This window comes from Nocardia sp. NPDC051463 (assembly GCF_040681975.1).
Taxonomy (GTDB): Bacteria; Actinomycetota; Actinomycetes; order Mycobacteriales; family Mycobacteriaceae; genus Nocardia.
Map to the genome: position 1 here is coordinate 20,484 of NZ_JBFBAB010000010.1, position 25,635 is coordinate 46,118.

At 66.3% G+C, this 25,635-nt stretch carries 21 protein-coding genes and 1 riboswitch; of the genes, 15 read left to right on the top strand and 6 right to left on the bottom strand.

What is annotated here, in order from left to right:
- Positions 1 to 189: 189 nt before the first annotated feature.
- The 4 genes from AB0M74_RS15715 to AB0M74_RS15730 all read right to left on the bottom strand — a co-directional run bounded on the left by AB0M74_RS15715 (position 190) and on the right by AB0M74_RS15730 (position 3,734).
- The gene (locus AB0M74_RS15715; RefSeq protein WP_364907215.1) at positions 190 to 816 is read right to left on the bottom strand and encodes an MBL fold metallo-hydrolase; all 627 of its coding nucleotides are present in this window, start codon (positions 814 to 816) and stop codon (positions 190 to 192) included.
- Between the two features lie 55 nt (positions 817 to 871).
- Complete coding sequence (locus AB0M74_RS15720) at positions 872 to 1,957, bottom strand: S-(hydroxymethyl)mycothiol dehydrogenase (RefSeq protein ID WP_364907218.1); 1,086 nt, start codon at positions 1,955 to 1,957, stop codon at positions 872 to 874.
- 9 nt (positions 1,958 to 1,966) lie between these two features.
- The gene (locus tag AB0M74_RS15725) at positions 1,967 to 3,136 is read right to left on the bottom strand and encodes an FAD-dependent oxidoreductase (RefSeq protein ID WP_364907221.1); all 1,170 of its coding nucleotides are present in this window, start codon (positions 3,134 to 3,136) and stop codon (positions 1,967 to 1,969) included.
- Between the two features lie 247 nt (positions 3,137 to 3,383).
- The gene (locus AB0M74_RS15730; protein WP_364907225.1) at positions 3,384 to 3,734 is read right to left on the bottom strand and encodes a bifunctional 3-phenylpropionate/cinnamic acid dioxygenase ferredoxin subunit; all 351 of its coding nucleotides are present in this window, start codon (positions 3,732 to 3,734) and stop codon (positions 3,384 to 3,386) included.
- Positions 3,735 to 3,927: 193 nt separating this feature from the next.
- Here AB0M74_RS15730 and AB0M74_RS15735 point away from each other — a divergent pair, with 193 nt between their 5' ends.
- The 10 genes from AB0M74_RS15735 (at position 3,928) to AB0M74_RS15780 (ending at position 19,142) form a co-directional block, all read left to right on the top strand.
- Complete coding sequence (locus AB0M74_RS15735) at positions 3,928 to 6,381, top strand: FAD-dependent oxidoreductase (RefSeq protein ID WP_366526947.1); 2,454 nt, start codon at positions 3,928 to 3,930, stop codon at positions 6,379 to 6,381.
- Between the two features lie 30 nt (positions 6,382 to 6,411).
- Positions 6,412 to 7,587, top strand: a complete 1,176-nt coding sequence (gene solA / locus AB0M74_RS15740; RefSeq protein WP_366527090.1) for an N-methyl-L-tryptophan oxidase — start codon at positions 6,412 to 6,414, stop codon at positions 7,585 to 7,587.
- A gap of 65 nt (positions 7,588 to 7,652) precedes the next feature.
- A complete protein-coding gene (locus AB0M74_RS15745) occupies positions 7,653 to 8,789 on the top strand; it encodes an aromatic ring-hydroxylating dioxygenase subunit alpha (protein WP_366527091.1) in 1,137 nt (378 codons plus the stop codon).
- A gap of 6 nt (positions 8,790 to 8,795) precedes the next feature.
- Positions 8,796 to 10,277 (top strand): aldehyde dehydrogenase family protein, encoded by a 1,482-nt coding sequence (locus tag AB0M74_RS15750; RefSeq protein ID WP_366526948.1) that lies wholly within the window; start codon positions 8,796 to 8,798, stop codon positions 10,275 to 10,277.
- 62 nt (positions 10,278 to 10,339) lie between these two features.
- Positions 10,340 to 11,878, top strand: coding sequence for an amino acid permease (locus AB0M74_RS15755; protein ID WP_366526949.1), 1,539 nt, complete (start codon positions 10,340 to 10,342; stop codon positions 11,876 to 11,878).
- On the top strand, positions 11,871 to 13,427 hold the full coding sequence (locus tag AB0M74_RS15760; protein ID WP_366526950.1) for a GMC oxidoreductase: 1,557 nt from the start codon (positions 11,871 to 11,873) through the stop codon (positions 13,425 to 13,427). Before AB0M74_RS15755 ends, AB0M74_RS15760 begins: the two co-directional genes overlap by 8 nt.
- Before the next feature lie 64 nt (positions 13,428 to 13,491).
- Positions 13,492 to 15,267 (top strand): putative nucleotidyltransferase substrate binding domain-containing protein, encoded by a 1,776-nt coding sequence (locus AB0M74_RS15765; RefSeq protein ID WP_366526951.1) that lies wholly within the window; start codon positions 13,492 to 13,494, stop codon positions 15,265 to 15,267.
- A gap of 13 nt (positions 15,268 to 15,280) precedes the next feature.
- Positions 15,281 to 16,066 carry an IclR family transcriptional regulator gene (locus tag AB0M74_RS15770; RefSeq protein WP_366526952.1) on the top strand — a complete coding sequence of 262 codons (786 nt, stop codon included), beginning with the start codon at positions 15,281 to 15,283 and terminating at the stop codon, positions 16,064 to 16,066.
- A gap of 275 nt (positions 16,067 to 16,341) precedes the next feature.
- A riboswitch (glycine riboswitch) is annotated at positions 16,342 to 16,447 on the top strand.
- A 35-nt stretch (positions 16,448 to 16,482) separates the two neighbouring features.
- A complete protein-coding gene (gene glyA, locus AB0M74_RS15775; RefSeq protein ID WP_366526953.1) occupies positions 16,483 to 17,778 on the top strand; it encodes a serine hydroxymethyltransferase in 1,296 nt (431 codons plus the stop codon).
- Positions 17,775 to 19,142, top strand: coding sequence for an L-serine ammonia-lyase (locus tag AB0M74_RS15780; RefSeq protein WP_366526954.1), 1,368 nt, complete (start codon positions 17,775 to 17,777; stop codon positions 19,140 to 19,142). Before glyA ends, AB0M74_RS15780 begins: the two co-directional genes overlap by 4 nt.
- A 37-nt stretch (positions 19,143 to 19,179) precedes the next feature.
- Here AB0M74_RS15780 and AB0M74_RS15785 read toward each other — a convergent pair whose 3' ends face one another.
- A complete protein-coding gene (locus tag AB0M74_RS15785; RefSeq protein ID WP_366526955.1) occupies positions 19,180 to 20,442 on the bottom strand; it encodes a helix-turn-helix domain-containing protein in 1,263 nt (420 codons plus the stop codon).
- 202 nt (positions 20,443 to 20,644) lie between these two features.
- Here AB0M74_RS15785 and AB0M74_RS15790 point away from each other — a divergent pair, with 202 nt between their 5' ends.
- From AB0M74_RS15790 to AB0M74_RS15800, 3 genes are all read left to right on the top strand, one after another.
- Positions 20,645 to 20,776, top strand: a complete 132-nt coding sequence (locus tag AB0M74_RS15790) for a hypothetical protein (RefSeq protein WP_366526956.1) — start codon at positions 20,645 to 20,647, stop codon at positions 20,774 to 20,776.
- 14 nt (positions 20,777 to 20,790) lie between these two features.
- On the top strand, positions 20,791 to 21,927 hold the full coding sequence (locus AB0M74_RS15795; protein ID WP_366526957.1) for an alpha/beta fold hydrolase: 1,137 nt from the start codon (positions 20,791 to 20,793) through the stop codon (positions 21,925 to 21,927).
- A 198-nt stretch (positions 21,928 to 22,125) separates the two neighbouring features.
- Positions 22,126 to 23,505, top strand: coding sequence for a lipase family protein (locus tag AB0M74_RS15800; protein ID WP_366526958.1), 1,380 nt, complete (start codon positions 22,126 to 22,128; stop codon positions 23,503 to 23,505).
- A gap of 91 nt (positions 23,506 to 23,596) precedes the next feature.
- On the opposite strand, the gene AB0M74_RS15805 is transcribed toward AB0M74_RS15800, so the two are convergent.
- Complete coding sequence (locus AB0M74_RS15805) at positions 23,597 to 24,322, bottom strand: uracil-DNA glycosylase (RefSeq protein ID WP_366526959.1); 726 nt, start codon at positions 24,320 to 24,322, stop codon at positions 23,597 to 23,599.
- 207 nt (positions 24,323 to 24,529) lie between these two features.
- Between AB0M74_RS15805 and AB0M74_RS15810 the strand changes: the two genes are divergently transcribed.
- Both AB0M74_RS15810 and AB0M74_RS15815 read left to right on the top strand, forming a co-directional pair.
- Complete coding sequence (locus AB0M74_RS15810) at positions 24,530 to 24,973, top strand: GyrI-like domain-containing protein (protein WP_366526960.1); 444 nt, start codon at positions 24,530 to 24,532, stop codon at positions 24,971 to 24,973.
- On the top strand, positions 24,970 to 25,416 hold the full coding sequence (locus tag AB0M74_RS15815) for a GyrI-like domain-containing protein (RefSeq protein WP_366526961.1): 447 nt from the start codon (positions 24,970 to 24,972) through the stop codon (positions 25,414 to 25,416). Before AB0M74_RS15810 ends, AB0M74_RS15815 begins: the two co-directional genes overlap by 4 nt.
- Positions 25,417 to 25,635 lie beyond the last annotated feature (219 nt).

Consider the following 25,635-nt stretch of genomic DNA (forward strand, 5'->3'; position numbering starts at 1 on the left):
ACCCTTGGTAGGCAATCTTTCTCGAACAGCCGGACCCGGATACATCACTCGACGCGACAACTGGCCCGCCCGACTCCCTCGGGCCATCCCCCGGTCGCCGAGTGGGACTGGCAGTCCTCGCCGAGTGGCACATAGCTGCGAGGTGTGCTCGGCATTTCGCCGAGGCCATGTGCCACTCGTCGGACCCGGTCAGTGGCCTCTGGCGATCCAGTCGGCGAGGGCGGGTTTTTCGGCGCCGATGGTGGTGGTGTCGCCGTGACCGGTGTGGACGACGGTTTCTTCGGGGAGGGTCAGGAGGCGGTTGCGGATCGAATGGATGATGGTGTCGAAGTCGGAGAACGATCGGCCGGTCGCGCCGGGGCCGCCGGAGAACAGGGTGTCGCCGGTGAAGAGGGCGGCTGCCTCGGGGAGGTGCAGGGATACCGAGCCGGGGGAGTGGCCTGGTGTGTGCAGGATGTCGATATCGGTGCCTGCCACGGTGATTCGGGGCAGGTCGGCAAGCGAACGGTAGTTCACGTCCGGATGGGTCATGCGCCAGAGCGGGTCGTCGCCGGGGTGCAGCAGAACCGGGGCGTCGAGCCGCTTGCTGAGTTCCGGTGCGACGGTGACGTGGTCGTTGTGGCCGTGTGTGCACAGCACCGCGACGACGTTGCGGTCGCCTACCGCGTCGATGATGGCGTCGGCATTGTGCGCGGCGTCGATGACGACTACCTCGTCATCGTTGCCGATCAGCCAGACATTGTTGTCGACGTCCCAGCTGCCGCCGTCCAACGCGAAGGTGCCCGAGGTGACAACTCGATCGATGCGGACGCTCATGCCTGCACCTCGCTGACGGTCGGACCCGGCACGCACCGGCACCCGATCAGCTCGCTCACAGCACGACCACCGAGCGCAGTACCTCACCGGCGTGCATGGCATCGAAGGCTTTCTCCACCTCGTCGAGCGCGATGCGTTCGGTCACGAACCGCTCCAGCGGCAGCCTGCCCTGGTGGTAGAGGTCGATGAGCACCGGGAAGTCGCGTTCGGGCAGGCAGTCGCCGTACCAGGAGGACTTCAACGCACCGCCTCGGGAGAACAGATCGATCAGCGGCATGTCGAGGGTCATGTCGGGAGTCGGGACGCCGACCAGCACCACCGTGCCCGCCAGGTCGCGGCCGTAGAAGGCCTGCTTCCAGGTTTCGGGCCTGCCGACCGCGTCGATGACGACATCCGCGCCGAACCCGTCGGTGAGTTCCTGAATCTTCGCCACCACGTCGTCGCTGCCGGCGTCGATGGTGTGGGTGGCGCCGAAGTCGGTGGCCCATGCGAGCTTTCGTGGATCACGGTCGATCGCGATGATCGTCTTCGCGCCCGCCAGCCGAGCACCGGCGATCGCGGCATCGCCGACGCCGCCGCAGCCGATGACCGCGACGGTGTCACCGCGGGAGACATTGCCGGTGTTCATGGCGGCGCCGATACCCGCCATCACACCGCAGCCGAGCAGGCCCGCGACGGCGGGATCGGCGTTCGGATCGACCTTGGTGCACTGGCCCTCGTGGACGAGGGTCTTGTCGGCGAAAGCGCCGATGCCCAGGGCGGGGGAGAGTTCGGTGCCGTCGGCGAGGGTCATCTTCTTGCTCGCATTGTGGCTGGCGAAGCAATACCAGGGACGACCGCGCTTGCACGCGCGACACTCGCCGCAGACCGCACGCCAGTTGAGAATGACAAAATCGCCCGCGGCGACGTGGGTGACAGCGTCGCCGACGGTTTCGACGATGCCCGCGGCCTCGTGTCCCAGCAGGAACGGGTATTCGTCGTTGATGCCGCCTTCGCGGTAGTGCAGGTCGGTGTGGCACACCCCGCAGGACTGGATGCGCACGACGACATCGTGCGGCCCCGGGTCGGGGATCACGACATCGACGATTTCGACGGGCGCACCCTTGCTACGGGCGATGACGCCACGCACGGTTTCGGACACGAAAACCTCCTACGGAGTTGGGATCGGGGTGAACCGCTCGATCTGCTTGCGGTATCTGGTGAACAGGCGAGGGTTATCGACGGCGAACACCGCCACCGGCGCGCCATCGCGCTCGTAGAGAGCGGTCAGCGACCGGGTCGAGGGGTCGCCGTCGACGAAGCGGACCTCGTCGGTCGGTCGGCAAGCACCCGCGAACTGCAGCATTCGTCCATACTGCCGCGACCAGAAATACGGCGCGGCGGGAGGGCGCTGCGGTGCGCCGAGAATCGCCGCCGCCGCAATACGCGCCTGAACCGTGGCATTGGTCCAGTGCTCGGAACGGTGATGAGCGCCGGATGTTTCGTCGTAGCTCCTGGCGCAGTCGCCGATGGCGTACACGCCGGGCATCGAAGTTCGGCAGTGCGAATCGGTGACGAAACCATTGTCGATGTGCACCTCCGAGTCCGCGGCCCATTCGGTATTGGGCACGGCGCCGATTCCGATCACCACGGCATCGGCCGACAGTACGGTTCCATCGGTCAATTGCACCGCATTCACGTGCTCGTCGCCGAGGAATCGATCGACAGCGACACCGGTCAGTAATCGGACACCGTTCGCATCGTGCAGGGACGCGCACAACGGCCCGATATGTGGACCGAATACCGCGGTGAGCGGATCCACGCACAACTCGACAATGGTGACCGCAATGCCCATAGCGGCTGCGGTGGAAGCAATTTCGGAGCCGATCAGACCGGCACCGACAACAGTCAACGTGCGCGCCACGCGCAACGAACGGCGGATCGCGTGCGCATCGTCGACGGTGCGCAAGGTGTGCACGCCCCGCAGCGCTCCGACGCCGGGGAGGGTTCGGGCGCGTGCGCCGGTGGCGAGTACGAGTGCGTCCGCGTCGAGCCGGGTGCCATCGTCGAGGGTGACGCCGGGTCCGGCCGCAGTCATGCCGAGCCCGACCGCGCGTCGCCCGAGCAGCCAGCGCGCGCCGGTCGAGGATTGCTCACCCAACGCGAGGTCGACATCCTCGCGGAGGAACTCCTTGGACAGCGGCGGCCGATCGTAAGGCAGATGTGGTTCGTCGCCGACGACCGTGATGCGGCCATCGTGGCCGTGTTCGCGCAGGGCGTTCACCAGGGAGAACCCCGCCAGCGACGCGCCGACGACGAGCACCGAGCCCGCGCTGCTCACGAGTCCTCCCCGTTGACGCCCGACCCGGTGTGCGCTGTCGGCTGTAACTCGGGTTGCCGGTTCCAGTCGTGCACGACCGCTCCTCGTTGGACGCTCAACTCTGTGCGCATAGCCCGCTGTGGCCTCCGCTGTCCTCGCTGACGCTCGACTGCGTACGCCATGCTTCGCCGGCTCCGCTCGTCAACGACCCCTCGTCGCTGACGCCCGGCCCAATCGTGCGTCGCACCCACTGACATGGTCCGCTCGCTCATGACGGCACCGCCGCGACCATGACATCGCCGTCGACCACGCGCACCGTATAGGTGCGGACGGGGGTCTTCGCCGGTGGCCCGGATACCGCGCCGGTCCGGAGGTCGAAGCAGGATTCGTGCAGCGGGCATTCGACCGTGCAGTTCTCCACCCAGCCGTCCGCCAGTGAGGCGTCCTGATGGGTGCAGGTGTCATCGATCGCGAAAAAGCCGTCCTCCGTGTGGAATACGGCGATCGGGGTGCCGCCGTCCGGTTGCACCGTTGCGACTTCGCCGAGCGGCAGGTCTGTCAGATGCGCGACGAACAGATCCGTCGTGGATGTCGCCGGTCGCTGCACAGTCGATTCCATGAGCCCTCCAAGTTGCTGATAGCGCAACAGTGATCGCAGTACGCAACAGTGTGGGCCGGTTTGCCGTCATCGTCAACAGGTAGGCGAATGTTCGAAGAATTGCTTTCCAGCTGTTGACACGGGGTCGAATCGGGTTGACCATTTGTTGCGTAATGCGATTGCGTTGCGTAGTAAGCAACATCGGAGGCATGCCTTGGCTCACCCGAAAGTTGTCATCATCGGAGCCGGAATCGTCGGGACATCGCTCGCCGATGAAATAACCTCACGCGGTTGGACCGATGTCACGGTGCTGGAGAAAGGTCCGCTGTTCGTTACCGGCGGCTCCACCTCGCACGCGCCGGGATTGGTGTTCCAGACGAACTCGTCCAAAACAATGACGGAGTTCGCGCGCTATACGACCGAAAAGTTTCTGGCACTCGAACATCCGGACGGCTGGGCATTCAACCCGGTCGGCGGACTCGAAGTGGCCACTACCCCGCAACGCTGGCAGGACCTGCACCGTAAAGCAGGCTGGGCGCAGTCCTGGGGAATCGAAGGTCGCCTACTCGACCCCGCCGAGTGCGTCGCGCTGCACCCACTGCTCGATGTCGACCGAATTGTCGGCGGATTCCACACTCCGACGGATGGTTTGGCGAAAGCGCTGCGTGCCGCGGAGGCGCAGGCGCGCCTGGCGACAGCCCGCGGCGCGGTGTTCCGTCCGCACCAGGAAGTGCTCGGCATCGTGGCACGCGGGGGTCGGGTGGCAGGGGTGGAAACTGCCGAAGGTGTCATCGAAGCCGACATCGTCATCTGCGCGGCCGGATTCTGGGGCGCCGAAGTGGCCAAACAGGTCGGCCTCGTCGTGCCGCTGGTTCCGATGGCCCACCAATACGCCAAGACCGGTCGGATCGGCGCACTCGACGGCCGTAACACCGAACGTGGTGAGGCGAGTCTGCCGATCTTGCGGCATCAGGACCAGGACCTCTACTTCCGTGAGCACCTGGACCGGATCGGCATCGGCTACTACGGGCACAAGCCGATGCCGGTGGACATGTCCACGCTGGCTGCCGTGACGGCGGGCACGACGATGCCCTCCATGCTGTCGTTCACCGACGAGGACTTCGCGCCCGCGTGGCACGAATCCATGGAACTGCTTCCCGCGCTGGGTGATTCGAAGGTGGAGGAGGGTTTCAACGGGATCTTCTCCTTCACCCCCGACGGCTTCTCGATCATGGGCGAGCATCGGGAGCTGGCCGGCTTCTGGGTCGCCGAGGCTGTGTGGGTCACCCACTCCGCGGGCGTGGCCAAAGCGACGGCCGAGTGGATCATCGACGGCGCACCGCAGACCGACGTGCACGAGTGCGACCTGTACCGCTTCGAGGACGTGGCCCGCAGCGACCATTTCATCATGGAGACGAGCTCACAGGCGTTCGTCGAGGTGTACGACATCATCCATCCGCACCAGCATCGAACCGCGCTGCGCGGACTGCGGACCAGCCCGTTTTATGCCCGGCAACAGGAACTCGGCGCCTATTTCTTCGAGGGCGGCAGCTGGGAGCGGCCCGCCTGGTACGAGGCCAATGCCGAACTGGCACAGCGCCTTCTCGACGACGGCGTGGCCTTTCCCGAGCGTGACGACTGGTCGAGCAATTTCTGGTCGCCGATCTCCATCGCGGAAGCCCACTGGACCAGGCAGGCGGTGGCGATGTACGACATGACGCCGCTGACCCGCTACGAGATCGCGGGCCCGGGTGCGCTGGAACTGTTGCAACGGCTCTCGACGAACAATCTGGACAAGAGCGTCGGCTCGGTCACCTACACGTTGCTGCTCGACGAGAACGGCGGCATCCGCAGCGACCTCACGGTGGCCAGGCTCGCACCGCAGCGATTCCAGGTCGGCGCGAACGGACCGCTCGATTTCGACTGGTTCACGCGCAATCTGCCCGCTGATGGGTCGGTGACGCTGCGTGACATCACCGGCGGCACCTGTTGTATCGGATTGTGGGGTCCGGCAGCGCGAGATCTGGTGCAGCCCTTGTGCTCCGACGATCTCTCCCACGAGTCCTTCAAATACTTCCGCGCACTGCAGACCTATCTCGGCGCCATACCCGTCACGATGATGCGCGTCTCCTACGTCGGCGAGCTCGGCTGGGAGATCTACACGACCGCCGAATACGGCAGTGCCCTGTGGGATCTGCTGTGGTCGGCCGGGCAGGCGCACGGCGTGATCGCGGCGGGCCGCATCGCGTTCAACAGCCTACGCATCGAAAAGGGTTACCGCGGTTGGGGAACCGATATGACCACCGAACATCTGCCCGCCGCCGCGGGCGTCGATTTCGCGGTGCGCATGAACAAGCCCGATTTCGTCGGTAAAGCCGCCCTCGAGAAGGCGGACCCACCGGCGAAGATCCTGCGCAGCATCGTATTCGACAGTCCGTCGATGGTCGTGCTCGGCAAAGAGCCGGTCTATGTGCGCGGCGCATGCGCGGGCTACGTCACCAGCGCGGCCTATTCCGCCACGATCGGCCGCAGCATCGCCTACGCGTGGCTGCCCGCGGCCCTCGGCCACGGCACCGTGGTCGAGGTCGAGTATCTCGGCACCCGCTACACCGCCGTCGTACACCCGGAGCCGGTGGTCGACCCCGAAATGTCCCGGATCAGGAGGTAGCGAATGAGCACTACATCGCGTAGCGATTCGATGGGGGGTGGCGGTCGGTTGACGGGTGGGTCTCCTACGGCAGACGGTTACGACGTCATCGTCATCGGACTAGGCGGTATGGGCAGCGCCGCCGCCTATCACCTCGCCGCCCGCGGGCAGCGGGTGCTCGGGCTGGAGAAGTTCACGCCCGCGCACAACAAGGGCTCCAGCCACGGCGGTTCCCGGATCATCCGGCAGTCCTACTTCGAGGACCCCGCCTATGTGCCGCTGCTGCTGCGTTCCTACGAACTGTGGGAGCAACTCGCCGCCGACAGCGAGCGCGAGGTCTTCCGCCTGACCGGCGGCCTTTTCCTCGGCCCACCCGACTGCCTGACGGTCGCGGGCAGCCTGCGCGCGAGCCGCGAATGGTCGCTGCCGCACGAAGTGCTCGACGCCGCCGAGATCCGGCGCAGATACCCGAACTTCACCCCGGACTCCGGCGATATCGCGGTCTACGAGGACAAGGCCGGATTCGCGCGTCCAGAGCTGACAGTGCAGGCGCACATCGATCTCGCGCTGCGCGCGGGAGCGACGCTCTCGTTCGGTGAAGAGGTGCTCGGCTGGGCGGAGACCGGCTCCGGTGTCACCGTGACGACCGCGCGGGCCACCTACCGCGCCGAACAGCTCGTCATCTGTCCCGGTGCCTGGGCTCCGGAACTACTCGCGCAGTTCGGCATCCCGATCACCATCGAACGGCAAGTGCTGTATTGGCTCGACCCGATCGGCGGGACAGCGGCCTTCGAAGACCAGCCGATCTATATCAACGAGAACAGTTCCGGTCAGCAGATCTACGGGTTCCCCGCCATCGACGGACCCGCGGGTGGGGTGAAGACAGCGTTCTTCCGTAAAGGCATCGAGTGCACCCCTGAGACCATCGACCGCGTCGTGCACCCGCACGAGATCGCGGAGATGCGCGACCGGGTCGCCGAACTGATCCCCGCACTGGACGGTCCCTGCGTGCACAGCGCGACCTGCATGTACTCCAACACCCCCGACCAACACTTCGTGATCGCCCGCCATCCCGACACCGCGCGCGTCACCGTCGCCTGCGGTTTCTCCGGCCACGGCTTCAAGTTCGTCCCTGTCGTCGGGGAGATCCTCGCCGACCTGGCCATCGACGCGAAAACCGCGCACCCGATCACACTCTTCGACCCGCAAAGGTTGGTGACCGCATGACAACAGCATCGCGCAGCGATTCCATGGGGGGTGGCGGTCGGGTGACGGGTGGGCCAACCGCGGATATGCCGGTGCAGACCCCGGCGCTGATCCCGACCCTCGGTGGCAAGTGGTACGTCGAGGAATCGATCTTCGCGGCCGAGCAGGAACGCCTCTTCGAACAGATGTGGTTCTGCGCGGTCCGATCCGCGGATCTCGCCGATCTCGGCCAATTCAAGAAGGTCCAGGTCGGCAGGGAGAGCGTACTGATCGTGCGCGGCCGCGACGGGGCGTTGCGCGCCTTCCTGAACATCTGCCGCCACCGCGGCGCGATGCTGTGCACCGAAGACGAGGGGCAGGTGCGTCGCAACCTGCGCTGTCCGTACCACGCCTGGACCTACGGGCTGGACGGCAAGCTGGTCGCCGCGCCCAATATGGCCGCGCTCAAGGACACCGCAGGCGAAGATATCGACCGGGTCGCCTACGGCCTGGTGCCGGTCGCGCTGCGGGAATGGCTCGGTTATGCCTGGGTCTGTTTGGCCGACGAACCGCCCTCGTTCGAGACCGACGTGATCGGTGCGGTCACCGAACGGCTCGGCACCGCGACCGCGATCGACGCCTACGACATCGACACCCTGCAGGTCGGTCGCCGCGTGGTCTACGACGTCGCCGCGAATTGGAAGCTCATCGTCGAGAACTTCATGGAGTGCTACCACTGCGCGACCATCCACCCCGAGCTCACCGAGGTGCTTCCCGAGTTCGCCGACGGCCTGGCCGCCCAAGTCTTCGTCGGCCACGGCGCCGAGTTCGGTCCGGAGATCGCCGGGTTCACCGTCGACGGTTCGGCCGGGTTCGACCGTTTGCCCGGGGTCACCGCTGAGCAGGACCGCAGGTATTACGCGATCACGATTCGTCCGACGGTCTTCGTCAACCTGGTCCCTGATCACATCATCTTCCATAGGATGTACCCGCTGGCCGCGGACCGGACAGTCGTCGAATGCGACTGGCTATACACCGGTGACGTCGTAGCCACAGGTCGCGATGTGTCGCGCTCGGTCGAGCTTTTCCATCGCGTCAATGAACAGGATTTCGCGGCATGTGAGCGAACCCAGCCCACGATGTCCTCACGTGCCTACCGGGACGGCGGAGTGCTCGTTCCCGCCGAGCACCACATCGCGGAATTCCACGAGTGGCTGCTCGCCCGCATCGGCGATATGAGGTGACATGACATGAACGGTGAACCGGACCTGCTCATCGACGGCGTGTGGACGCGTGCCGCCGATGGCGGCACGAGGCTGATCCTCAACCCGGCCGACGGCTCGGTCGTGGCCGAGGTGGACGAGGCCACCCCCGAGGACGCGCGCGCAGCGGTGGCGGCCGCGCGCGCCGCCTTCGATGACGGGGCCTGGGCTGCCACTCCGGTCACCGAACGCGCGGCGCTGCTGCTGCGGATCGCGGATCTGCTCGCACGCGATAAGGAGCAGCTCGCCCGCCTCGAGACCGTCGACACCGGCAAGACGCTGGTGGAAAGCCGAATCGACATCGACGATGTGATCTCGGTGTTCCGCTATTACGCGGGACTGGTCGCGGTTCAGGCCGACCGGCTGATCGACGTCGGTGATCCGACGGTGATCAGCCGCGTGGTTCGCGAGCCGATCGGCGTGTGTGTGCTGATCGCGCCGTGGAACTATCCGCTGCTGCAAATGTCGTGGAAGGTCGCGCCCGCGCTGGCAGCAGGCTGCACAATGGTCGCCAAACCCAGCGAGGTGACACCGCTCAGCACCATTGCCTTCGCCCGCCTGGCCGACGAAGCCGGCGTCCCGCCGGGGGTGCTGAACCTGGTGCAGGGCAGCGGCGCGGTGCTCGGCGCGGCACTGACCGACAATGCCGACGTCGATTTCATCTCCTTCACCGGTGGCCTCGCCACCGGACGGATGATCTCCGAGGTCGCCGCGCAACACGTCACGAAGGTCGCGGTGGAACTGGGCGGCAAGAACCCGCACATCGTGTTCGCCGACGCCGACTGGGAGAGCTCGGTCGACCAGGTGCTGACCGGGGTGTTCCTGCATTCCGGCCAGGTCTGCTCGGCGGGCACACGGCTCATCGTCGAGGAGTCCATCGCCGAGGACTTCGTCGCCGAGTTGGCCGGCAGGGCCGAGCGGATTCGGGTCGGCAATGGGCTCGATCCGACCAGCGAGACCGGCCCACTGGTCTCCGAACAGCATCGAGCGAAGGTGGAGGCCTACGTCGAGCTGGGTATTTCCGAGGGCGCGAAACTGGTGACCGGCGGTGTCCGGCCCAGCGACCCGGCGCTGGCCGCGGGCAGTTTCTTTCTGCCGACGATCTTCGACAACTGTGACCGATCGATGCGGATCGTCCAGGAGGAGACCTTCGGCCCGATCCTCACCGTCGAGCGTTTCAGCACCGAGGCCGAGGCGATTCGGCTCGGTAACGACACCGAGTACGGCCTCGCCGGGGGCGTGCGCACCGCCGACCCGGCGCGCGGCGAACGCATGGTGCGCGCGCTGCGACACGGCACGGTCTGGCTCAACGACTTCGGCTATTACACGGCGGCCGCGGAATGGGGCGGGTTCAAGAAGTCCGGCAACGGACGTGAACTCGGCCCGACCGGATTGGCCGAATATCAGGAAATCAAACACATCTGGCACAACACGGCACCGAAGCCGGCGGAGTGGTTCAAGGGCGTCTGATCCAAGTTTCGATCTCGGCCGGACAGCCCGTACCGGCCAGCACCGCGAAAGGCACGGTAGCAATGGTAGTCAAGGAACACAGTGTGTCCGATGACAATGGGATGGAGGATTTCGGCTACAAGGAATCCCTCGACCGGAGTATCGGAAAATTCGCCAGCTTCGCGGCAGGCGTCAGCTATATTTCGATTCTCACCGGTACATTCCAGCTGTTCTATTTCGGCTTCGGCACTGCGGGTCCGGCCTATCTATGGTCGTGGCCTTTGGTTTTCGTCGGTCAGCTCGCTGTCGCCCTGTGTTTCATGGAGCTGGCCGCGAAGTATCCGGTCGCGGGCTCGGTGTACAACTGGTCCAAGGCGCTCGGCAGCAGAATCGTCGGGTGGTCCTCGGGCTGGCTGATGCTGACCGCGTCGATCGTGACACTGTCCGCGGTGGTGCTCGCCCTCCAGCTGAACCTGCCACGACTATGGAGCGGCTTCCAGCTGATCGGTGACGGCAGCGGTCAGTACGACTACGCCACCAATGCCGTGGTGCTCGGCACGATCATGATCGTGTTCACCACCGCCGTCAACGCGCTCGGCGTCCGGCTCATGTCCATGATCAACAGCGCGGGCGTGTTCATCGAACTCATCGCGGCCGTGCTGATCGCTATCATCTTGGCGGCCAACTGGACTCGTGGCCCGCAGGTGTTCTTCTCCACGCACGGCTACGGCGCCGGGGAGTCGGGCGGGTACCTCGGTGCGTTCCTGGTTGCCTCGCTCGCCTCCGGCTATGTGATGTACGGCTTCGATACCGCGAGCTCGCTCGGTGAGGAGACGGTGGAGCCGCGGCGGACGGCGCCGAAGGCCATCCTGCGCGCGGTGCTCGCCTCGTTCGTGATCGGCGGCGCGATCCTGGTGTTCGCGGTGATGGCGGCCCCCGATCTCGACGACCCACAGATCGGCAGCTCCAGCGGCGGCCTGCAGTACATCGTCGAACAGGTGATGTGGGGCCCCCTCGGCACCATCTTCCTGTGTTGCATCGTGGTCGCGGTGACCGTGTGTTCGTTGGCCGTGCACACCGCCGCTATCCGGTTGACCTTCGCGATGGCCCGCGACAACGCACTGCCCTTCGGTGAGAAGCTCGCCCGCGTCCACCCGAAGACGCAGACCCCGGTGGTGCCCGCCGTGCTGATCGGTGTGCTCGCCGCGCTGATCCTGGTGATCAATATCGGCCAGCCGAAAATTTTCACGGTGCTGACCTCGATCGCCATCATCATGATCTACCTGGCCTACCTGATGGTGACGGGGCCGATGCTGAAGAAGCGCCTGCAGGGGCAGTGGCCGCCGAAGGATCTGCAGGCCGGCGGCTACTTTTCGATGGGCCGATGGGGCCTGATCGTCAATATCCTCGCCGTCGTGTGGGGCATCGGAATGGCGGTGAACCTGGCTTGGCCGCGCGAGGCGGTGTACGGCACACCCTGGTACAACACCTGGGGCGCGTTCGTCTACATCGGTGCGATCCTCGGCGCCGGGTTGCTCTGGTACCTCGCACGGGGCCGCAAGAGCATCGGGACCCTTGCCTCCCACGCGGCAGTGGCCGCGAAGGCGGATTCCGATGTCTGACCAGGTATTCGACTATGTGATCGCGGGCGGCGGCACCGCGGGATGTGTACTGGCCGCCCGGCTCAGTGAGGACCCGGACGTGTCGGTGTGCCTGCTGGAGGCAGGACCCTCCGACGTCGGTGACCGCAATATCCTCGAGCTCTCGGAGTGGATGTATCTACTCGATTCCGGGTACGACTGGGACTATCCGGTTGAACCGCAGGAGCGTGGCAACAGCTTTCTGCGCCACGCCAGGGCGAAGGTTCTCGGCGGATGTTCCTCGCACAACTCGTGTATCGCGTTCTGGCCGCCCGCCGAGGGTCTGGACGAATGGGCCGCGATGGGCGCGAAGGGCTGGAGCGCGGCCGAAGTGCTGCCCTATGTCGCGCGGGTGGAGAACAACGACGCGCCGGGCGAGCAGCACGGCCGGTCCGGTCCGGTCCGGTTGCGCGATGTCCCGCCCGTCGACCCATGCGGTGCGGCGGTGCTCGAAGCCGCCGCGCTGGTCGGCTTACCGACGGTCGAATTCAACCGTGGCACCACGGTGCGCAACGGCGCGGGCTGGTTCCAGATCAATTCCGACGAGGACAACATCAGGATGTCTTCTTCGCACGCCTACCTGCACCCGGTGCTCGACTCGCGACCCAATCTCTTTGTGCGCACGGGGTGTTGGGTCAGCGAGATCCTGTTCGACGATGCCCGCAACGCGACCGGCGTGCGCTATCAGCGGCCGGATCTCACCGGGTACGACACGGTGTCGGCTCGGCGCGAGGTGATTGTCACCGCCGGAGCCATCGATACGCCGAAGTTGTTGATGCTGTCCGGGATCGGGCCCGCGGAGCATCTGCGCGAAGTCGGTGTTCCGGTGCTGGTCGATGCTCCCGGCGTCGGTTCGAACCTGGACGACCACGTCGAGGGCCTGGTGTTCTGGGAGGCCGCGCGGCCGATGGTCACCACCTCGACGCAGTGGTGGGAGATCGGACTGTTCGCCACCACCGACGAGACGTTGCGACTGCCGGACGTGATGATGCATTACGGCAGCGTGCCGTTCGACATGAACACGCTGCGCCGCGGGTACCCGACCACCGACAACGGTTTCTGCTTGACGCCCAATGTCACGCAGGGCCGTTCCCGCGGCACGGTCCGGCTGCGCAGCCGTGACTTCCGGGACCGCCCCAAGGTCGACCCGAGGTACTTCACCGATCCGGAAGGACACGACGAACGCACCATGCTCGCCGGAGTCCGGCTGGCCCGCAAGATCGCCGAGCAGACACCGCTGCGGAACTGGATCGCCAGGGAACTCGCACCGGGTCCGGACGCCACGACCGACGACGAGCTGCTCGACTACATCCGCGCCACGCACAACACCGTCTACCACCCGGCGGCCACCGCGCGGATGGGGGCGGCCGACGATCCGATGGCGGTGCTCGATCCGGAACTGCGGGTGAAAGGCGTGTCCCGATTGCGGGTCGTCGACGCCTCCGCGATGCCGAAATTGCCCGCGGTGAACCCCAACATTACTGTCATGACCATGGCAGAGAAATGCGCGGACCTCTTACGGAAAACCTGAGTGCGAGGTGCCGAAGGAGGGTGAGCTAGCGGCATTTCTCGCCGATCACGCGCCGTTTCAATCGATGACGCCGCCCGAGCTGGACCAGCTCGCGGCGGCTTCTTCGCTGCACCGGTTCGCCGCGGGCGCGGTGATCATGGACTACTCGGCCCAGGTGCCCGACGATATCTGGATGACATGGACCGGCCGCGTCACCCTGCAGGGCAGCGGCGATGGCGCACCGATCGATGCCGTCGAACCCGGCGGCATCTTCGGCTATGTCCCGCTGCTCACCGGCGGCAGCGCCGACTTCGTCGCGCGGGCGTCCGAACCGAGCGTGCTGATCCGGCTGCCAGGCGCCCTGGTGCGGGATCAGTTCGCGCAGCCCGATGGCCTGGCCTTCCTCGCGTCCTCGGCGTGGAAGACGATGTCCGGCAATCGAACTCCGATGGCGCCCGTGCTCGGCAGTCGACCCGTCGGCGAACTCGTTTCCGGTGCCGCGGTGTTCGTCACGCCGGAGACGAGTGTGCGCGACGCCGTGGTGCGGATGACCGAACAGCGGGTCTCCTATGTGCTGATCCGATTGCCGCAGGGCGAGTTCGGCATCTTCACCGATCGTGATCTGCGCACCAGGGTGGTCGCGGCCGGGCTACCGGTCGAGGTGCCGATCTCCAGGGTGATGAGCGCTCCGGCCCGCCGGGTGACCGCTGACCTGTCCGCGGAGAACGTGCTGATGGAGATGCTCGAATGCGGTCTGCGGCACATGCCGGTGCTGTCGCAGCGCGGTGCGGTGCTCGGCGTGCTCGAGGACGCCGACCTGCTCGCGGCCTCGGCCAGACAGAGCTTCGTGCTGCGCCGCTCGATCGCCGCGGCCGCGGACGCGCCGCAGTTGCAGCGCGCGGCCCGTGCGATCACCGGAACCGTCGTCGACCTGTTCCGCAACGGCACCAAGGCTTCGGCGACCAGCGGCATCCTGTCGGTCGTCATCGACTCGGTGGTCCGCAAGGCGCTCGAACTGGCGCTCGCCGAGATCGACAACGCGCCCAGCGACGGATTCGCCTGGCTCACCCTCGGCAGCATCGCCCGGCGTGAGGCGATGCCGTCGTCCGATGTGGACAGCGCGTTGTCCTGGGCGGACGAATTATCCCCGGCCAGTGAGCAACTGCGCGCGGTCGCCGCGCGAGTGCACACCATCCTCGATGCCTGTGGCTTGCCCGCGGACAGCAATGGCGCGATCGCCGGAAAGCCGAAGTTCTCCCGTTCCCGCTCGCAGTGGGCGACGGCGGCCGCGGGCTGGCTCGATGATCCGCTGCAGGATCGGGGCCTGATCCTGTCCTCGCTGCTGATCGACGGGCGCGTGGTATGGGGCGACCAAGCCTTGCACACCGTGCCCGCGGCGTTCGGGAGCATGCGCGCCGAGCACCCGAATGCCCTGCGTTTGCAGCTGCTGGACGCTTTGTCGGGGCGCGTGCGGACGCGCTCGCTGCGTGATGTGCTCTCGCGGCGCGGCGGGACATTCGATTTGAAGAGCCACGCGCTGGCTCCGATCGTCAACCTCGCCCGATGGGGCGGCCTGGTCGCGGGTATGACCACGGCCTCGACTCCGGTGCGGCTCGCGGCCGCCGCGAGCGCCGGGGCGCTGCGTGAGCGCGATGCCACCGTCCTCGCGGAGGTTTTCGTCATGCTGCAGCGCATGCGGATGGTGCATCAGATCGAGCAGCTTTCCGCCGGGCGCAGTCCCGGCGACATCATCACGATGTCGGAACTTTCGCCACTCAACCGCAGCCTGCTCAACGATGCCTTGCGGGAAATCGCGGTGGTGCAGCGACGTGTCGGCAGCTTGGGAGCGGCGACCACTTAGAATGGCGTTCGAGATGGCAACTCGAGACGGCGAGGACAACGGGCGGACGGCTGCGGTGCAGTCCGTCGACCGAGCGCTGCTTGTCATGGAGATCATCGCCAAGCTGGGGCAGGCCGGTGTCACGGAGATCGCCGCCGAGCTCGGCGTGCACAAATCTACTGTGTCGCGGCTGGTCGCCGTGCTGGAATCGCGCGGATACGTCGAGCAGCTCTCGGAGCGTGGCAAGTATCGGCTCGGCTTCTCCATCGTCCGGCTCGCCGGATCCACCAGCGCACAGGTCGACCTGGTCGGGCAGAGCCAGGGCGCGTGCAACGAGCTGGCGATCGCCTCGGGCGAGACGACCAATCTCGCTGTCCTGGACGGTAATCGGATCATCAATATCGTCGAGGCGATGGGGCCGGGTTCGATCGCGCTGCGGTCCTGGGTGGGGCAGAGCTGTCCGGCGCATGCCACCTCGAGCGGCAAGGTGCTGCTGGCCGGTCTCGAGCCGAGCGAGATGCGCACACGGGTCGGCGCCAAGCTCGAGGCGTTCACCGGCAACACCCTCACCAAGTTCGCCGACCTCGCCGCTGAGCTCGTCGAGGTCAGGAAGAACGGCTGGGCGAGCGTGCGCGAGGAACTGGAGATCGGGCTGAATGCCGTCGCCGCGCCCGTCTACGACAGCAACGGTGCCATCGTTGCGGCACTGAGCGTTTCGGGCCCCGCCTACCGCCTCGCTCCGGACCGCTTCGCGCACGCCGCGGAACTGACCATCGCGAGTGCCGCGGACATCAGCCGCCGCCTCGGCCACCTCGTCTGACCACCGCCGCGGCCCCTCACCGGTTCGCACCTGCGTCGCAACGCCTGTGGACCCGAGAAAGGCGCGGCAAGTATCGGCCTCTTGCTGTTGACAAGGGCTTGGGGCGGCTCAATACTTAGTTGCGTATAGAGCACCAGTTGCGTGTTACGCAACTTGTTGCTCTATCTGCAACCGAATACCGCCGTTCGACGCGTAGCGGGAGATCTCCACGCCTGTCGTGGGGAGCCGAAGGAGCAAATCCTCCCGGGAATCTCTCAGGCCCAGTACCGCTGCGCACAGGCAACTCTGGAAAGCAGTGCGCACGCACTCGCCGACGGGGCAAACGCGCAGTGTCCCCACACCGTGCGTGAAACTCTCAGGCCATTGGACAGAGCGGGAGGAGCCACCTACGCGCATGCGCCGACGAAAGGCTCCTCATGGCCGAACCTGTCTCCGCCGTCCGATCCGAACTCGACGCATCGCTGCGCGAATTCGATCCTCTCGTCGCGAATTTGATCGACCGGGAAATGGACCGGCAGCAACGCGGTCTGGAAATGATCGCCTCCGAAAACCACGCGCCGCTGGCAGTGATGCAGGCGCAGGGTTCGGTGCTCACCAACAAATACGCCGAGGGTTATCCCGGCCGCCGCTATTACGGCGGATGCGAGCACATCGATGAGATCGAATCACTCGCGATCGACCGGTTGCGCGCCTTGTTCGGCGCCGAATACGTCAACGTCCAGCCGCATTCGGGGGCACAGGCCAACGCCGCGGTGATGCATGCGCTGCTGCGACCCGGCGACGGCATCCTCGGGCTCGCGCTGGACCACGGTGGACACCTCACCCATGGGATGAAGATCAATTTCTCCGGACGGCTCTATGACGTTGCGGCCTATCATGTTCGGGCCGAGGACCATCTCGTCGATATGGACGAGGTACGACGGCTCGCCCACGAGCATCGGCCGAAACTGATCGTGGCGGGCTGGTCCGCCTACCCGCGGCATCTGGACTTCGCCGAATTCCGGCGCATCGCCGACGAAGTCGGCGCATACCTGATGGTCGACATGGCGCACTTCGCCGGTCTGGTCGCGGCGGGGCTGCATCCCTCGCCCGTGCCGCATGCGCACGTCGTCACCTCCACCACCCACAAAACCCTCGGCGGACCACGCGGCGGATTCATTCTCGCTGTCGAGGAATTGGGAAAGAAGCTGGCCTCGGCGGTCTTCCCCGGACAGCAGGGCGGGCCGCTCGAGCATGTGATCGCGGCCAAGGCCGTCGCCTTCAAGATGGCGGGTGAACCGGCGTTCGGTGATCGCCAGGAACGCACGCTCGCGGGTGCCCGGTTGCTGGCCGAGCGGCTACTCGCCGCGGATTGCCACGCGGCGGGGATCAGCGTGGTCAGCGGCGGTACCGATGTGCATCTGGTGCTCGTGGACCTGCGCGACTCCGAGCTCGACGGCCAGCAGGCCGAGGATCGGCTCGCCGAGATCGGAATCACGGTGAACCGCAACGCGGTTCCGTTCGACCCGCGCCCGCCGATGGTGAGCTCCGGTCTGCGGATCGGCACACCGGCGTTGGCGGCCCGCGGTTTCGACACCGCGGCATTCGCCGAGGTCGCCGATATCATCGCCGCGGCGCTGTGCTCGGCGCAGCCGGTCGAGGAGTTGCGCGCGCGAGTCGATGCGCTGGTCGGCCGGTTCCCGCTGTATCCCGGTCTGCGTGGGCAGGCATGACGGTCAGCATTTTCGACCTGTTCCGGGTCGGCATCGGGCCGTCGAGCTCGCACACCGTGGGACCGATGCGCGCGGCCGCCCGTTTCATCGAACAGCTCAAAACCGAGGGCCGACTGCACGATACGACCGCTGTGCGGGTGGAGCTCTACGGATCGCTCGGCGCGACCGGGCGCGGGCACGGCAGCATCGAGGCGGTTGTCGCCGGACTGTCCGGGGAACGGCCGGAGACCGTCGATCCGGAGGTGGTGGCCGCCACCACCTCCGAGGTGCGGGACGCGGGCACGCTGCGGCTCGGTGGGGTGCATCCGATCGGGTTCGCCGTGGAGGAGGACATCGAGCTGCTCTGGCGAATCAGGCCGGCCTTCCACAGCAACGGCATGATGTTCCGCGCCGCCGATGCCGAAGGGCGGGTGCTCGTCGAGCGTCGCTTCTACTCCGTCGGTGGCGGGTTCGTGCTGGACGAAACCGAGATCGACCGGCCTGCCGAGACGGGAACCACCGTCGGGCACCCGTTCGCCTCGGCCGCGGAGCTGCTTGCCCACACCACCGCTACCGGGCTGTCCATCAGTGAGCTGATGCTGGCCAACGAAATGACCTGGCGCAGTCCGGATCGGATCCGGACCGACCTGCTCGAGATCTGGAAGGTCATGCAGGACTGCGTCCAGCGGGGGGCGTCGACGGCGGGTGTGCTGCCGGGCGCACTCGCCGTTCGACGGCGTGCGGCAGCGCTGCGCGAACGATTGACCGTCGAAGCCGACGACACCGACCCGCTGCGAGCGATGGAGTGGGTCACCCTGTTCGCCATGGCCGTCAACGAGGAGAACGCTGCGGGCGGCCGGGTCGTCACCGCGCCGACGAACGGCGCCGCGGGCATCATTCCCGCTGTGCTGCACTATGTTCAGCAGTTCGTCACGGGCCCGAATGACGACAGCGTCATCGATTTCCTCTTGACCGCGGGTGCGATCGGGCAGCTCATCAAGGAGAACGCCTCGATCTCCGGTGCGGAAGTCGGGTGTCAGGGCGAGGTCGGCGCGGCCTGCGCGATGGCGGCGGCCGGACTCACGGCCGTGCTCGGCGGTACACCCGAACAGATCGAGAATGCCGCCGAGATCGGCATCGAACACAACCTCGGTCTCACCTGCGATCCGATCGGGGGTCTCGTGCAGATTCCGTGCATCGAACGCAACGGTGTCGCGGCGGTCAAAGCGATCACCGCGGCCCGCATGGCGATTCGCGGCGACGGCGTGCACCACGTGTCGCTCGACAAGGTCATCCAGACGATGCGCGCGACGGGCGCGGACATGCTGGACAAATACAAGGAGACTTCGCTCGGCGGCCTCGCGGTCGCGGTCGTCGACTGTTGAGCCACCGGTTGCTCGTCGGCTGAGCGCGGACACCGTCTCAGTGGCTGCCCGCATCGGTGGCCGGGAACAGACGGTGAATCGTCTGCGCCGCCGCGAGCACGCGGGAGTCGTTCGGATCGGTGGGGTCCAGACCGGTGAGCTCGGCGATCCGTCGCAGTCGGTAGGTGAAAGTGTTGGGGTGCACGTGGATTTCGGCCGCGGCGACCTTGCGTTCGGAGCCGTGGCGCAGATGCGCGTCCAGCGCCTCCAGCAGATGCGGGCTCCGCAGGATCGGGGCAATGCGCTCGGCCAGCCTGGCGCGGGCCGGTCCCGGTCTGGTGAGCTGGAATTCGAGCAGTAGATCGTCGAGCCGATAGACGCCTGTCGGCCTGCCGAGCAGGCGGGCGAGTTCCGCGATCTCGGTGGCCTCGTGCGCGGACTGTGGGACGGATTTGCGTGCGACCGAAGGGCATTCGGCCACGGTGACTTCGGTGCCGAACTGTGCCGCCAATCCGACGGCGAGCTGGTGGTATTGCTCGTGATCGAGCTCGGCGGACTCGGTGACGTTCGGTAGCAGCGCGATGCCGTTGGAGCCGTCGAAGGTGGCGAGCGCGGTGGTGCCGGTGAGGCCGTCCAAAGCGCGTTGCAGGACGCGGATCCGGCGTCGGGTGAGCAGATTCGCGACGGTGCTCGAGCGACTGTCCTGCGGTAGCCGATGGTCCTGGTGGATATGAATCGCCAGCACGGTGTAGCGGTCGGTGAGCGCGGTATCTGCGCGTGCCGCAAGCTCTTCGGCGGGCAACCCACGCAGCAGCGCCGAACACAATTCGCGACGAGCCTCGCGCTCGGCGTTGTAGATCGACTGCTCGACCTCGGAGTAGGTCTCGACCACGGTGATGTTGATGTGCATCAGCAACTCGAGCAGGCGGCTGCCGACCACCACCAGATCCTCGGTCTCCTCGGGTGTCGCCAGTGCCGCGGCCTCCGCGAGCACAGATTGTGCCGACCCGTGGATGGCCTCGATCAGCACCGCGAGCGGGAACCGGTCCTCCGCATGCCGCTCGGCCACCGGTGCGACGAAGGTCGCGACCTCGGCCCTGCTGAAGGTGCGCTGTTCGCCGATGGCCTGTAGGACCGCGCGGCCGCAGGCATAGATGGCGGGCAGCACCTCGGCGGTGAAATGCCCAGGGGGCAGATCGGCGGCAGGCGGGGTCGCACCCAGCCCGGCGGCGAGCATGCGCTCGGAGATCTGGGGCCACCTGGTCAGCAACCGGAGGACCAATGAGGTTTCGCTGTGTGCCGGTGAGAGAGCGACGGACATGAGCCGATTGTTTCCAACGACAGTAACCGCAGCAAGTCTTCGGTCCTATCGACGGGAATTTTGTCACACACAACAAGTTTCGTGGGGTTTCTTCTCTCGGCAGCGCAGTGACGCTGAGGGTGTGCCGGCCATAGATTTGGACAGCGGAACGAAATATGGCCTCAGTCACATCGAAGCGGGAATGTGGCGAAGGAAACAGCAAGTGGCCATGGGGGATCCGTTGCTCGAACCGCCGTTCGGTGAGGTCTTCGCGCTCGTCGATGGTTGCCTCGCGGTCCGTCGCCATGCAGTGGCGGGCTCCGGCCCGAACGCGGAGATGCTGGATGGGAAGTGAACGGAATGTTTGCAATGAAGCAAAACGCGCGGTGGGCCGTCTTCGGCGCCGCAGTGATCGTCGCGGTGGCCGTGACGACGGCGCTCGGCGGCGGGGCCACCGCGGACCCGCAGACCGCGCCGACGGAACAGACCCTCGCGGAGGTCATCAGCGCCGGGCTCATGCCGGCCGCGGACGGCAGGCAGCCGCAGGCGATCGTCGATACCGGCAGCGGTTCGGGATCGGCGACGAGCCGGGCCACCGATGTCATCGGGGAGGGACCGGAGATGTCGGCGTATCTGGCGGCATTCGGGTATGGATTACTGCATCCCGATTCCGCGCCGCCGGGGGCGAATCGCTGGAACTGCGCCCCGTCGGCCGAGCATCCCCGGCCGGTGGTGCTGTTGCACGGCACGTGGCTCAACGCCTACGACACCTTCTCCTATATGTCTGCGCGCCTGGCCCGTGCCGGATTCTGTGTGTTCGCCTTCAATTTCGGGCGTTCCACTCTCTGGGAGGGCGGGGGGCTCGGCCCGATCCTGCCCGGCCGCTATGGGGTTGGGCCGATGGAGGATTCGGCACGACAGCTGAGCGATTTCGTCGATCGCGTATTGGCGGCGACCGGCGCGGCGCAGGTCGACATCATCGGGCATTCGCAAGGGGGGACCGTGGCGAATCAGTATGTGAAATTCGATGGCGGTCAGGGCAAAGTGGGCAAACTCGTCACCTTCGGCGCCACACACCACGGCACCTCGCTCATGGGCATCGCCACGCTCGGCAGGCTGATCAACAATCTCGGCGTCAATATTCTCGGCTTCTACGAACCGATCGTCGGGCATTCCAATATTCAGCAGGCTTTCGGTTCACCGTTCTACGCCCGCTTGAATGCCCACGGCGACACCGTTCCCGGCATCGACTACACCGTGGTCGGTTCTCGCTATGACGAGGTGACCAATCCCTACGACTGGACGTTTCTGCGGGCCGGGCCCGACGCGACGGTGGACAACCTCACGCTGCAGGCCGGGTGTGAACAGGATCTGTCCGACCACCTCACCATGATGTACTCGCCCCGCTCGGTGTCCATCGCGCTGCGCGCACTCGATCCCGCCGCGCATCCCGATCTGGAGTGCGCGTTCAACCCCTGGATGCTCGGCGGCGGTGGCGGTCTCTGACGAGGCTGTCACTGCACCGACAGGAGAAACCCCTGTGCGCGAATTGTGCCCGCTGACAATTCTTTTCCTCCCCGGGCATTCGTAGGCTCGAGTGCGGGCAGCCGGCGGCTTCGACGGCGCGGCGCTCTCGTTCATCGGCGACCTGCGCCGGCAGTCGCGGCACATGTTGTGCCGTGCCGTTCGAAAGGATCAACCCTGATGAGTGCCGCCGCCGATCCGACCGTGTTCGCGACCCGTGCGGAGTACGCGCCGTCCACCACGTCTCCGCTGTTGCCGGAGGAGGATCCGTTCTACCTGCCGCCGGCAGTGATCGGGCAGTTGCGGCCGGGTGCCGTCGTCCGAGTACGCGAAGTCGAACTGGCGCTGTTCGGCCAAGTGGCGCAGAAGATTTCGGCGTGGCAGCTGCTGTATCGGACCTGCGACCTCGATGGCACACCCGAGGTAGCGGTGACGACGGTACTGCTGCCGTGGGGTGCGGATCCTGCCGAAGCGCGCCCGCTGGTCTCCTTCCAGTGCGCGATCGATGCGGTCGCCTCGAAATGTCTGCCGTCGTACGCACTCCGGCGCGGTGCGCGCGCCGCCGGTGCCATTCCACAGCTCGAGCTTCCGCTCATCGCGGGCGCATTGGCCAGAGGTTGGGCGGTGTCGGTGCCCGACCATGAGGGGACCGGTGGCCAGTTCGGTGCGGCCCGCGAGCCCGGGTATCGGGCGCTGGACGGGATTCGGGCCGCGCTCGCCTTCGAACCGCTCGGCCTCGCCGCCGCGACTCCGGTTGCGCTGTGGGGCTATTCGGGTGGCGGCCTGGCCACGGCGTGGGCGGCGGAACTGGCGGGCGAGTACGCACCGGAGCTCGATGTCGTCGGCGCGGTGGCCGGTTCGCCGGTCGGCGATCCCGCGGCGGCGTTCGTGCGTATGAACGGCGGACTTTTCGCCGGTTTCGCCGCGGTCTTCACTGCCGGACTGTGCCGGGCCTACCCGGAGTTGGACCGGCTGCTGCGCTCCCGGCTGGATGCCGACTATCTGCGACTCATGGCGGTCGCCGAGTCGACGACAACGTTCCCGCTGCTGTACCGCTTCGCGCGCCGCAATCTCGACGATCACTGCACCGGTGGTCTGGCCGGTCTGCTCGACGCACCGGAGCTGCAACGCATCCTGGCCGACATTCGGCCCGGTGATCGCGCGCCCGCAATGCCATTGCTGATACTGCAAGGGGTGTACGACGAGGTCATCGCGGTCGCCGACGTCGATGCGCACGTCGACCGATATGTTGCCGCGGGCGCGCATGTTCGATATCTCCGCGACCGGCTCAGTACCCACCTCCCGTTGCAGTTCATCGGTGCGCCGGTGATCATCGATTGGCTGTCGGATCGGTTCGACGATCGCGAGCTCGCCCCGAACGCTGTCGAGACGGTCTGGTCGGTGGCGTTCTCTAAACGGGCCGTGTTCGGGCATCTGCGGTTGGCGCTGCTGTCGGCGCGCATGCTGTTCGGTTTGCCCATTCGGCAACGCAGGCAAGTGAATCGGGCCGGCGTGCACCGGTCGCCGCGTCGGTTGACATCGCGCGATCCGTTGTCCTGAGCGACTTCCCGCTGTGTGCTGTGGTGTCGGTCGGCCGTCGGGGTCTGCCGAGGCTCGGACCACTGCCATCGTCTCGGTAGGGGAAGCGCGATCAACGCCGGGCAGATATGGGCAGGCCCGCCGCGGTTGCGGCATCGGCGAGGACTGCTTCGAGCATGGCGGGAGTGAGTCGTCCGGTGAAGGTGTTCTGCTGGCTGACGTGGTAACAGCCGAAGAGCCGCAACGGTTCGCGAGTGTCGTCGGACGGTGTGAGTGTGATCTGGACGCCGTGGCCGAAGTGGGGGCGTGGCCGCGGAACGATCCACCCGGCCGCGGCGAGCACGGGCAGCAGCGCCTGCCAGCCGAACGCGCCGAGTACGACGATCGCCCGGACCGTCGGCGTGAGCAGTGCCAATTCGGTGCGCAACCAGTGACTGCACCGGTCGCGTTCGTCCGGCGTCGGCTTGTTGTCCGGCGGTGCGCAGTGCACGGGCGCGGTGAGGCGGACTCCGGTCAGCCGCAGGCCGTCATCGCGCCGGACGGAAGTGGGCTGGTTGGCCAGGCCGATCGCATGCAGGGCGGCGAACAGGACGTCGCCGCTGCGGTCGCCGGTGAACATGCGCCCGGTCCGGTTGCCGCCGTGGGCCGCGGGGGCAAGGCCCACGATCAGCAGCCGTGCGTCGGGCGGGCCGAAGCCGGGGACGGGGCGGCCCCAATAGGTTTCCTCGCGAAAGGCGGCGCGTTTCTCCCTCGCCACCCGTTCGCGCCAGGCGACAAGGCGTGGGCAGGCGCGGCAGTCCGCGACAGTGGTGTCCAACTCGGCGATGGTGTGACACACAGGGAAACCCAATCACAGTGTGTGGTAGGTCAGCACTGGTAACCAGGGGTTTGCGTCCAGGACGTGCGTCCAGATCAGTGCGACCATGAGCTGCGGATAACGACCCGGACATGTGATCGTGACCACGAGGGGCGGGTTGATAGCATGGCCTTCCTGGCCGACCGGATGCGGGCATCGCCCCCGGATTCACCTCGAAAGAGTCTTTCCATGCAGTTTGAAATCGTCGAGCGAGACGAAACGTGGGTTGCCGGGTTGCCGGTGCGCAGCCCGAAACGTGCGCTCGGGGAACTGCGTGATCACGACCTGGAGGCGGCCTGGGCCGCGGTGCTACACCAGGAGCTCGGTGGCCCGCTGGCCAGTGCGTACACCGATTACACCGGTGAGCTCGGCACCTACAACACCCAGATCGTCGGCTATGAATGCGCGTCGTTCGACGACGTCACCCGCGGCCACTTGGTCGCGCGGCTGCCGCGCGGCACCTATGCCAGGTTCTCCTCGGTCGGTAACTTCCCGCAGGTGATGACCGACCTGTGGACGCAGATCGCCTATGCCGAGGAGCACAACCACATCAAACGCACCTATACCGGGGACTTCGAGTGTTACCCGCACGCTTACAAGATCGACCTCTACCTGGCGGTAGACGCGCGATGACCTATGCGATTGTCGTGCGAGGCGAGGCGATCTACGCAGGCCTGGTGGTGCCGCGCGTGCGGCCGAGTTTCAAGGTGAGCAACAGCGACCTGATCGAGTTCCTCAAGGACCGGCTGCGTGACCGCGCGGGCGAGCAGCGGCGGTCCGACCACCCGATGTACACCGTGTACGTGCCGGATCCGGCCGGGAACTTCAACGCTGTCGTCTGCTTCGAATATCCGGCACCCGGCGCGGCTCCGGTCGGTGATGTGCTGGTCAAGGTGCCCAAGGGCGTCTACGCGCGCTTCGTGCCGAATGGTGACTATCACGATCCGGTCGAGGACGTGTGGGCGCAGGTCGACGATGCGACCGCCTCCGCGGAGATCACTCGCGCCTACCGCGAAGAGGTCGAGATCTGGCACGGACCGGAGTCTGTGGAGTTGTTCATCTCGATCCTGGTTTAGTTGCTGAATAGTAGCTACATCGGTACCAACTGGTCTCCACGTTCCGTTCCTCCTCTGAAAGGGGTGGCCTGACCTGCGGTGATTTCCGAGGCTGAAATTAGTTTTCGGAAGATTAACCGGTCGTCTGGTCAATTCCTTTCGGATGACGGATACTTCCCTAGGCAATCGCACCCGATCGGCGGGCTGTCGGGTGTGAGGGCTGGACCGGCTCGATTGACC

Coding starts and splice junctions, on each gene's coding strand:
- AB0M74_RS15715 (WP_364907215.1), bottom strand. CDS start 816: ATGAGCGTCCGCATCGATCGAGTTGTCACCTCGGGCACCTTCGCGTTG.
- AB0M74_RS15730 (WP_364907225.1), bottom strand. CDS start 3,734: ATGGAATCGACTGTGCAGCGACCGGCGACATCCACGACGGATCTGTTC.
- solA (WP_366527090.1), top strand. CDS start 6,412: ATGGGGGGTGGCGGTCGGTTGACGGGTGGGTCTCCTACGGCAGACGGT.
- AB0M74_RS15745 (WP_366527091.1), top strand. CDS start 7,653: ATGCCGGTGCAGACCCCGGCGCTGATCCCGACCCTCGGTGGCAAGTGG.
- AB0M74_RS15750 (WP_366526948.1), top strand. CDS start 8,796: ATGAACGGTGAACCGGACCTGCTCATCGACGGCGTGTGGACGCGTGCC.
- AB0M74_RS15755 (WP_366526949.1), top strand. CDS start 10,340: ATGGTAGTCAAGGAACACAGTGTGTCCGATGACAATGGGATGGAGGAT.
- AB0M74_RS15760 (WP_366526950.1), top strand. CDS start 11,871: ATGTCTGACCAGGTATTCGACTATGTGATCGCGGGCGGCGGCACCGCG.
- AB0M74_RS15765 (WP_366526951.1), top strand. CDS start 13,492: ATGACGCCGCCCGAGCTGGACCAGCTCGCGGCGGCTTCTTCGCTGCAC.
- AB0M74_RS15770 (WP_366526952.1), top strand. CDS start 15,281: ATGGCAACTCGAGACGGCGAGGACAACGGGCGGACGGCTGCGGTGCAG.
- glyA (WP_366526953.1), top strand. CDS start 16,483: ATGGCCGAACCTGTCTCCGCCGTCCGATCCGAACTCGACGCATCGCTG.
- AB0M74_RS15780 (WP_366526954.1), top strand. CDS start 17,775: ATGACGGTCAGCATTTTCGACCTGTTCCGGGTCGGCATCGGGCCGTCG.
- AB0M74_RS15785 (WP_366526955.1), bottom strand. CDS start 20,442: ATGTCCGTCGCTCTCTCACCGGCACACAGCGAAACCTCATTGGTCCTC.
- AB0M74_RS15795 (WP_366526957.1), top strand. CDS start 20,791: ATGAAGCAAAACGCGCGGTGGGCCGTCTTCGGCGCCGCAGTGATCGTC.
- AB0M74_RS15800 (WP_366526958.1), top strand. CDS start 22,126: ATGAGTGCCGCCGCCGATCCGACCGTGTTCGCGACCCGTGCGGAGTAC.
- AB0M74_RS15810 (WP_366526960.1), top strand. CDS start 24,530: ATGCAGTTTGAAATCGTCGAGCGAGACGAAACGTGGGTTGCCGGGTTG.
- AB0M74_RS15815 (WP_366526961.1), top strand. CDS start 24,970: ATGACCTATGCGATTGTCGTGCGAGGCGAGGCGATCTACGCAGGCCTG.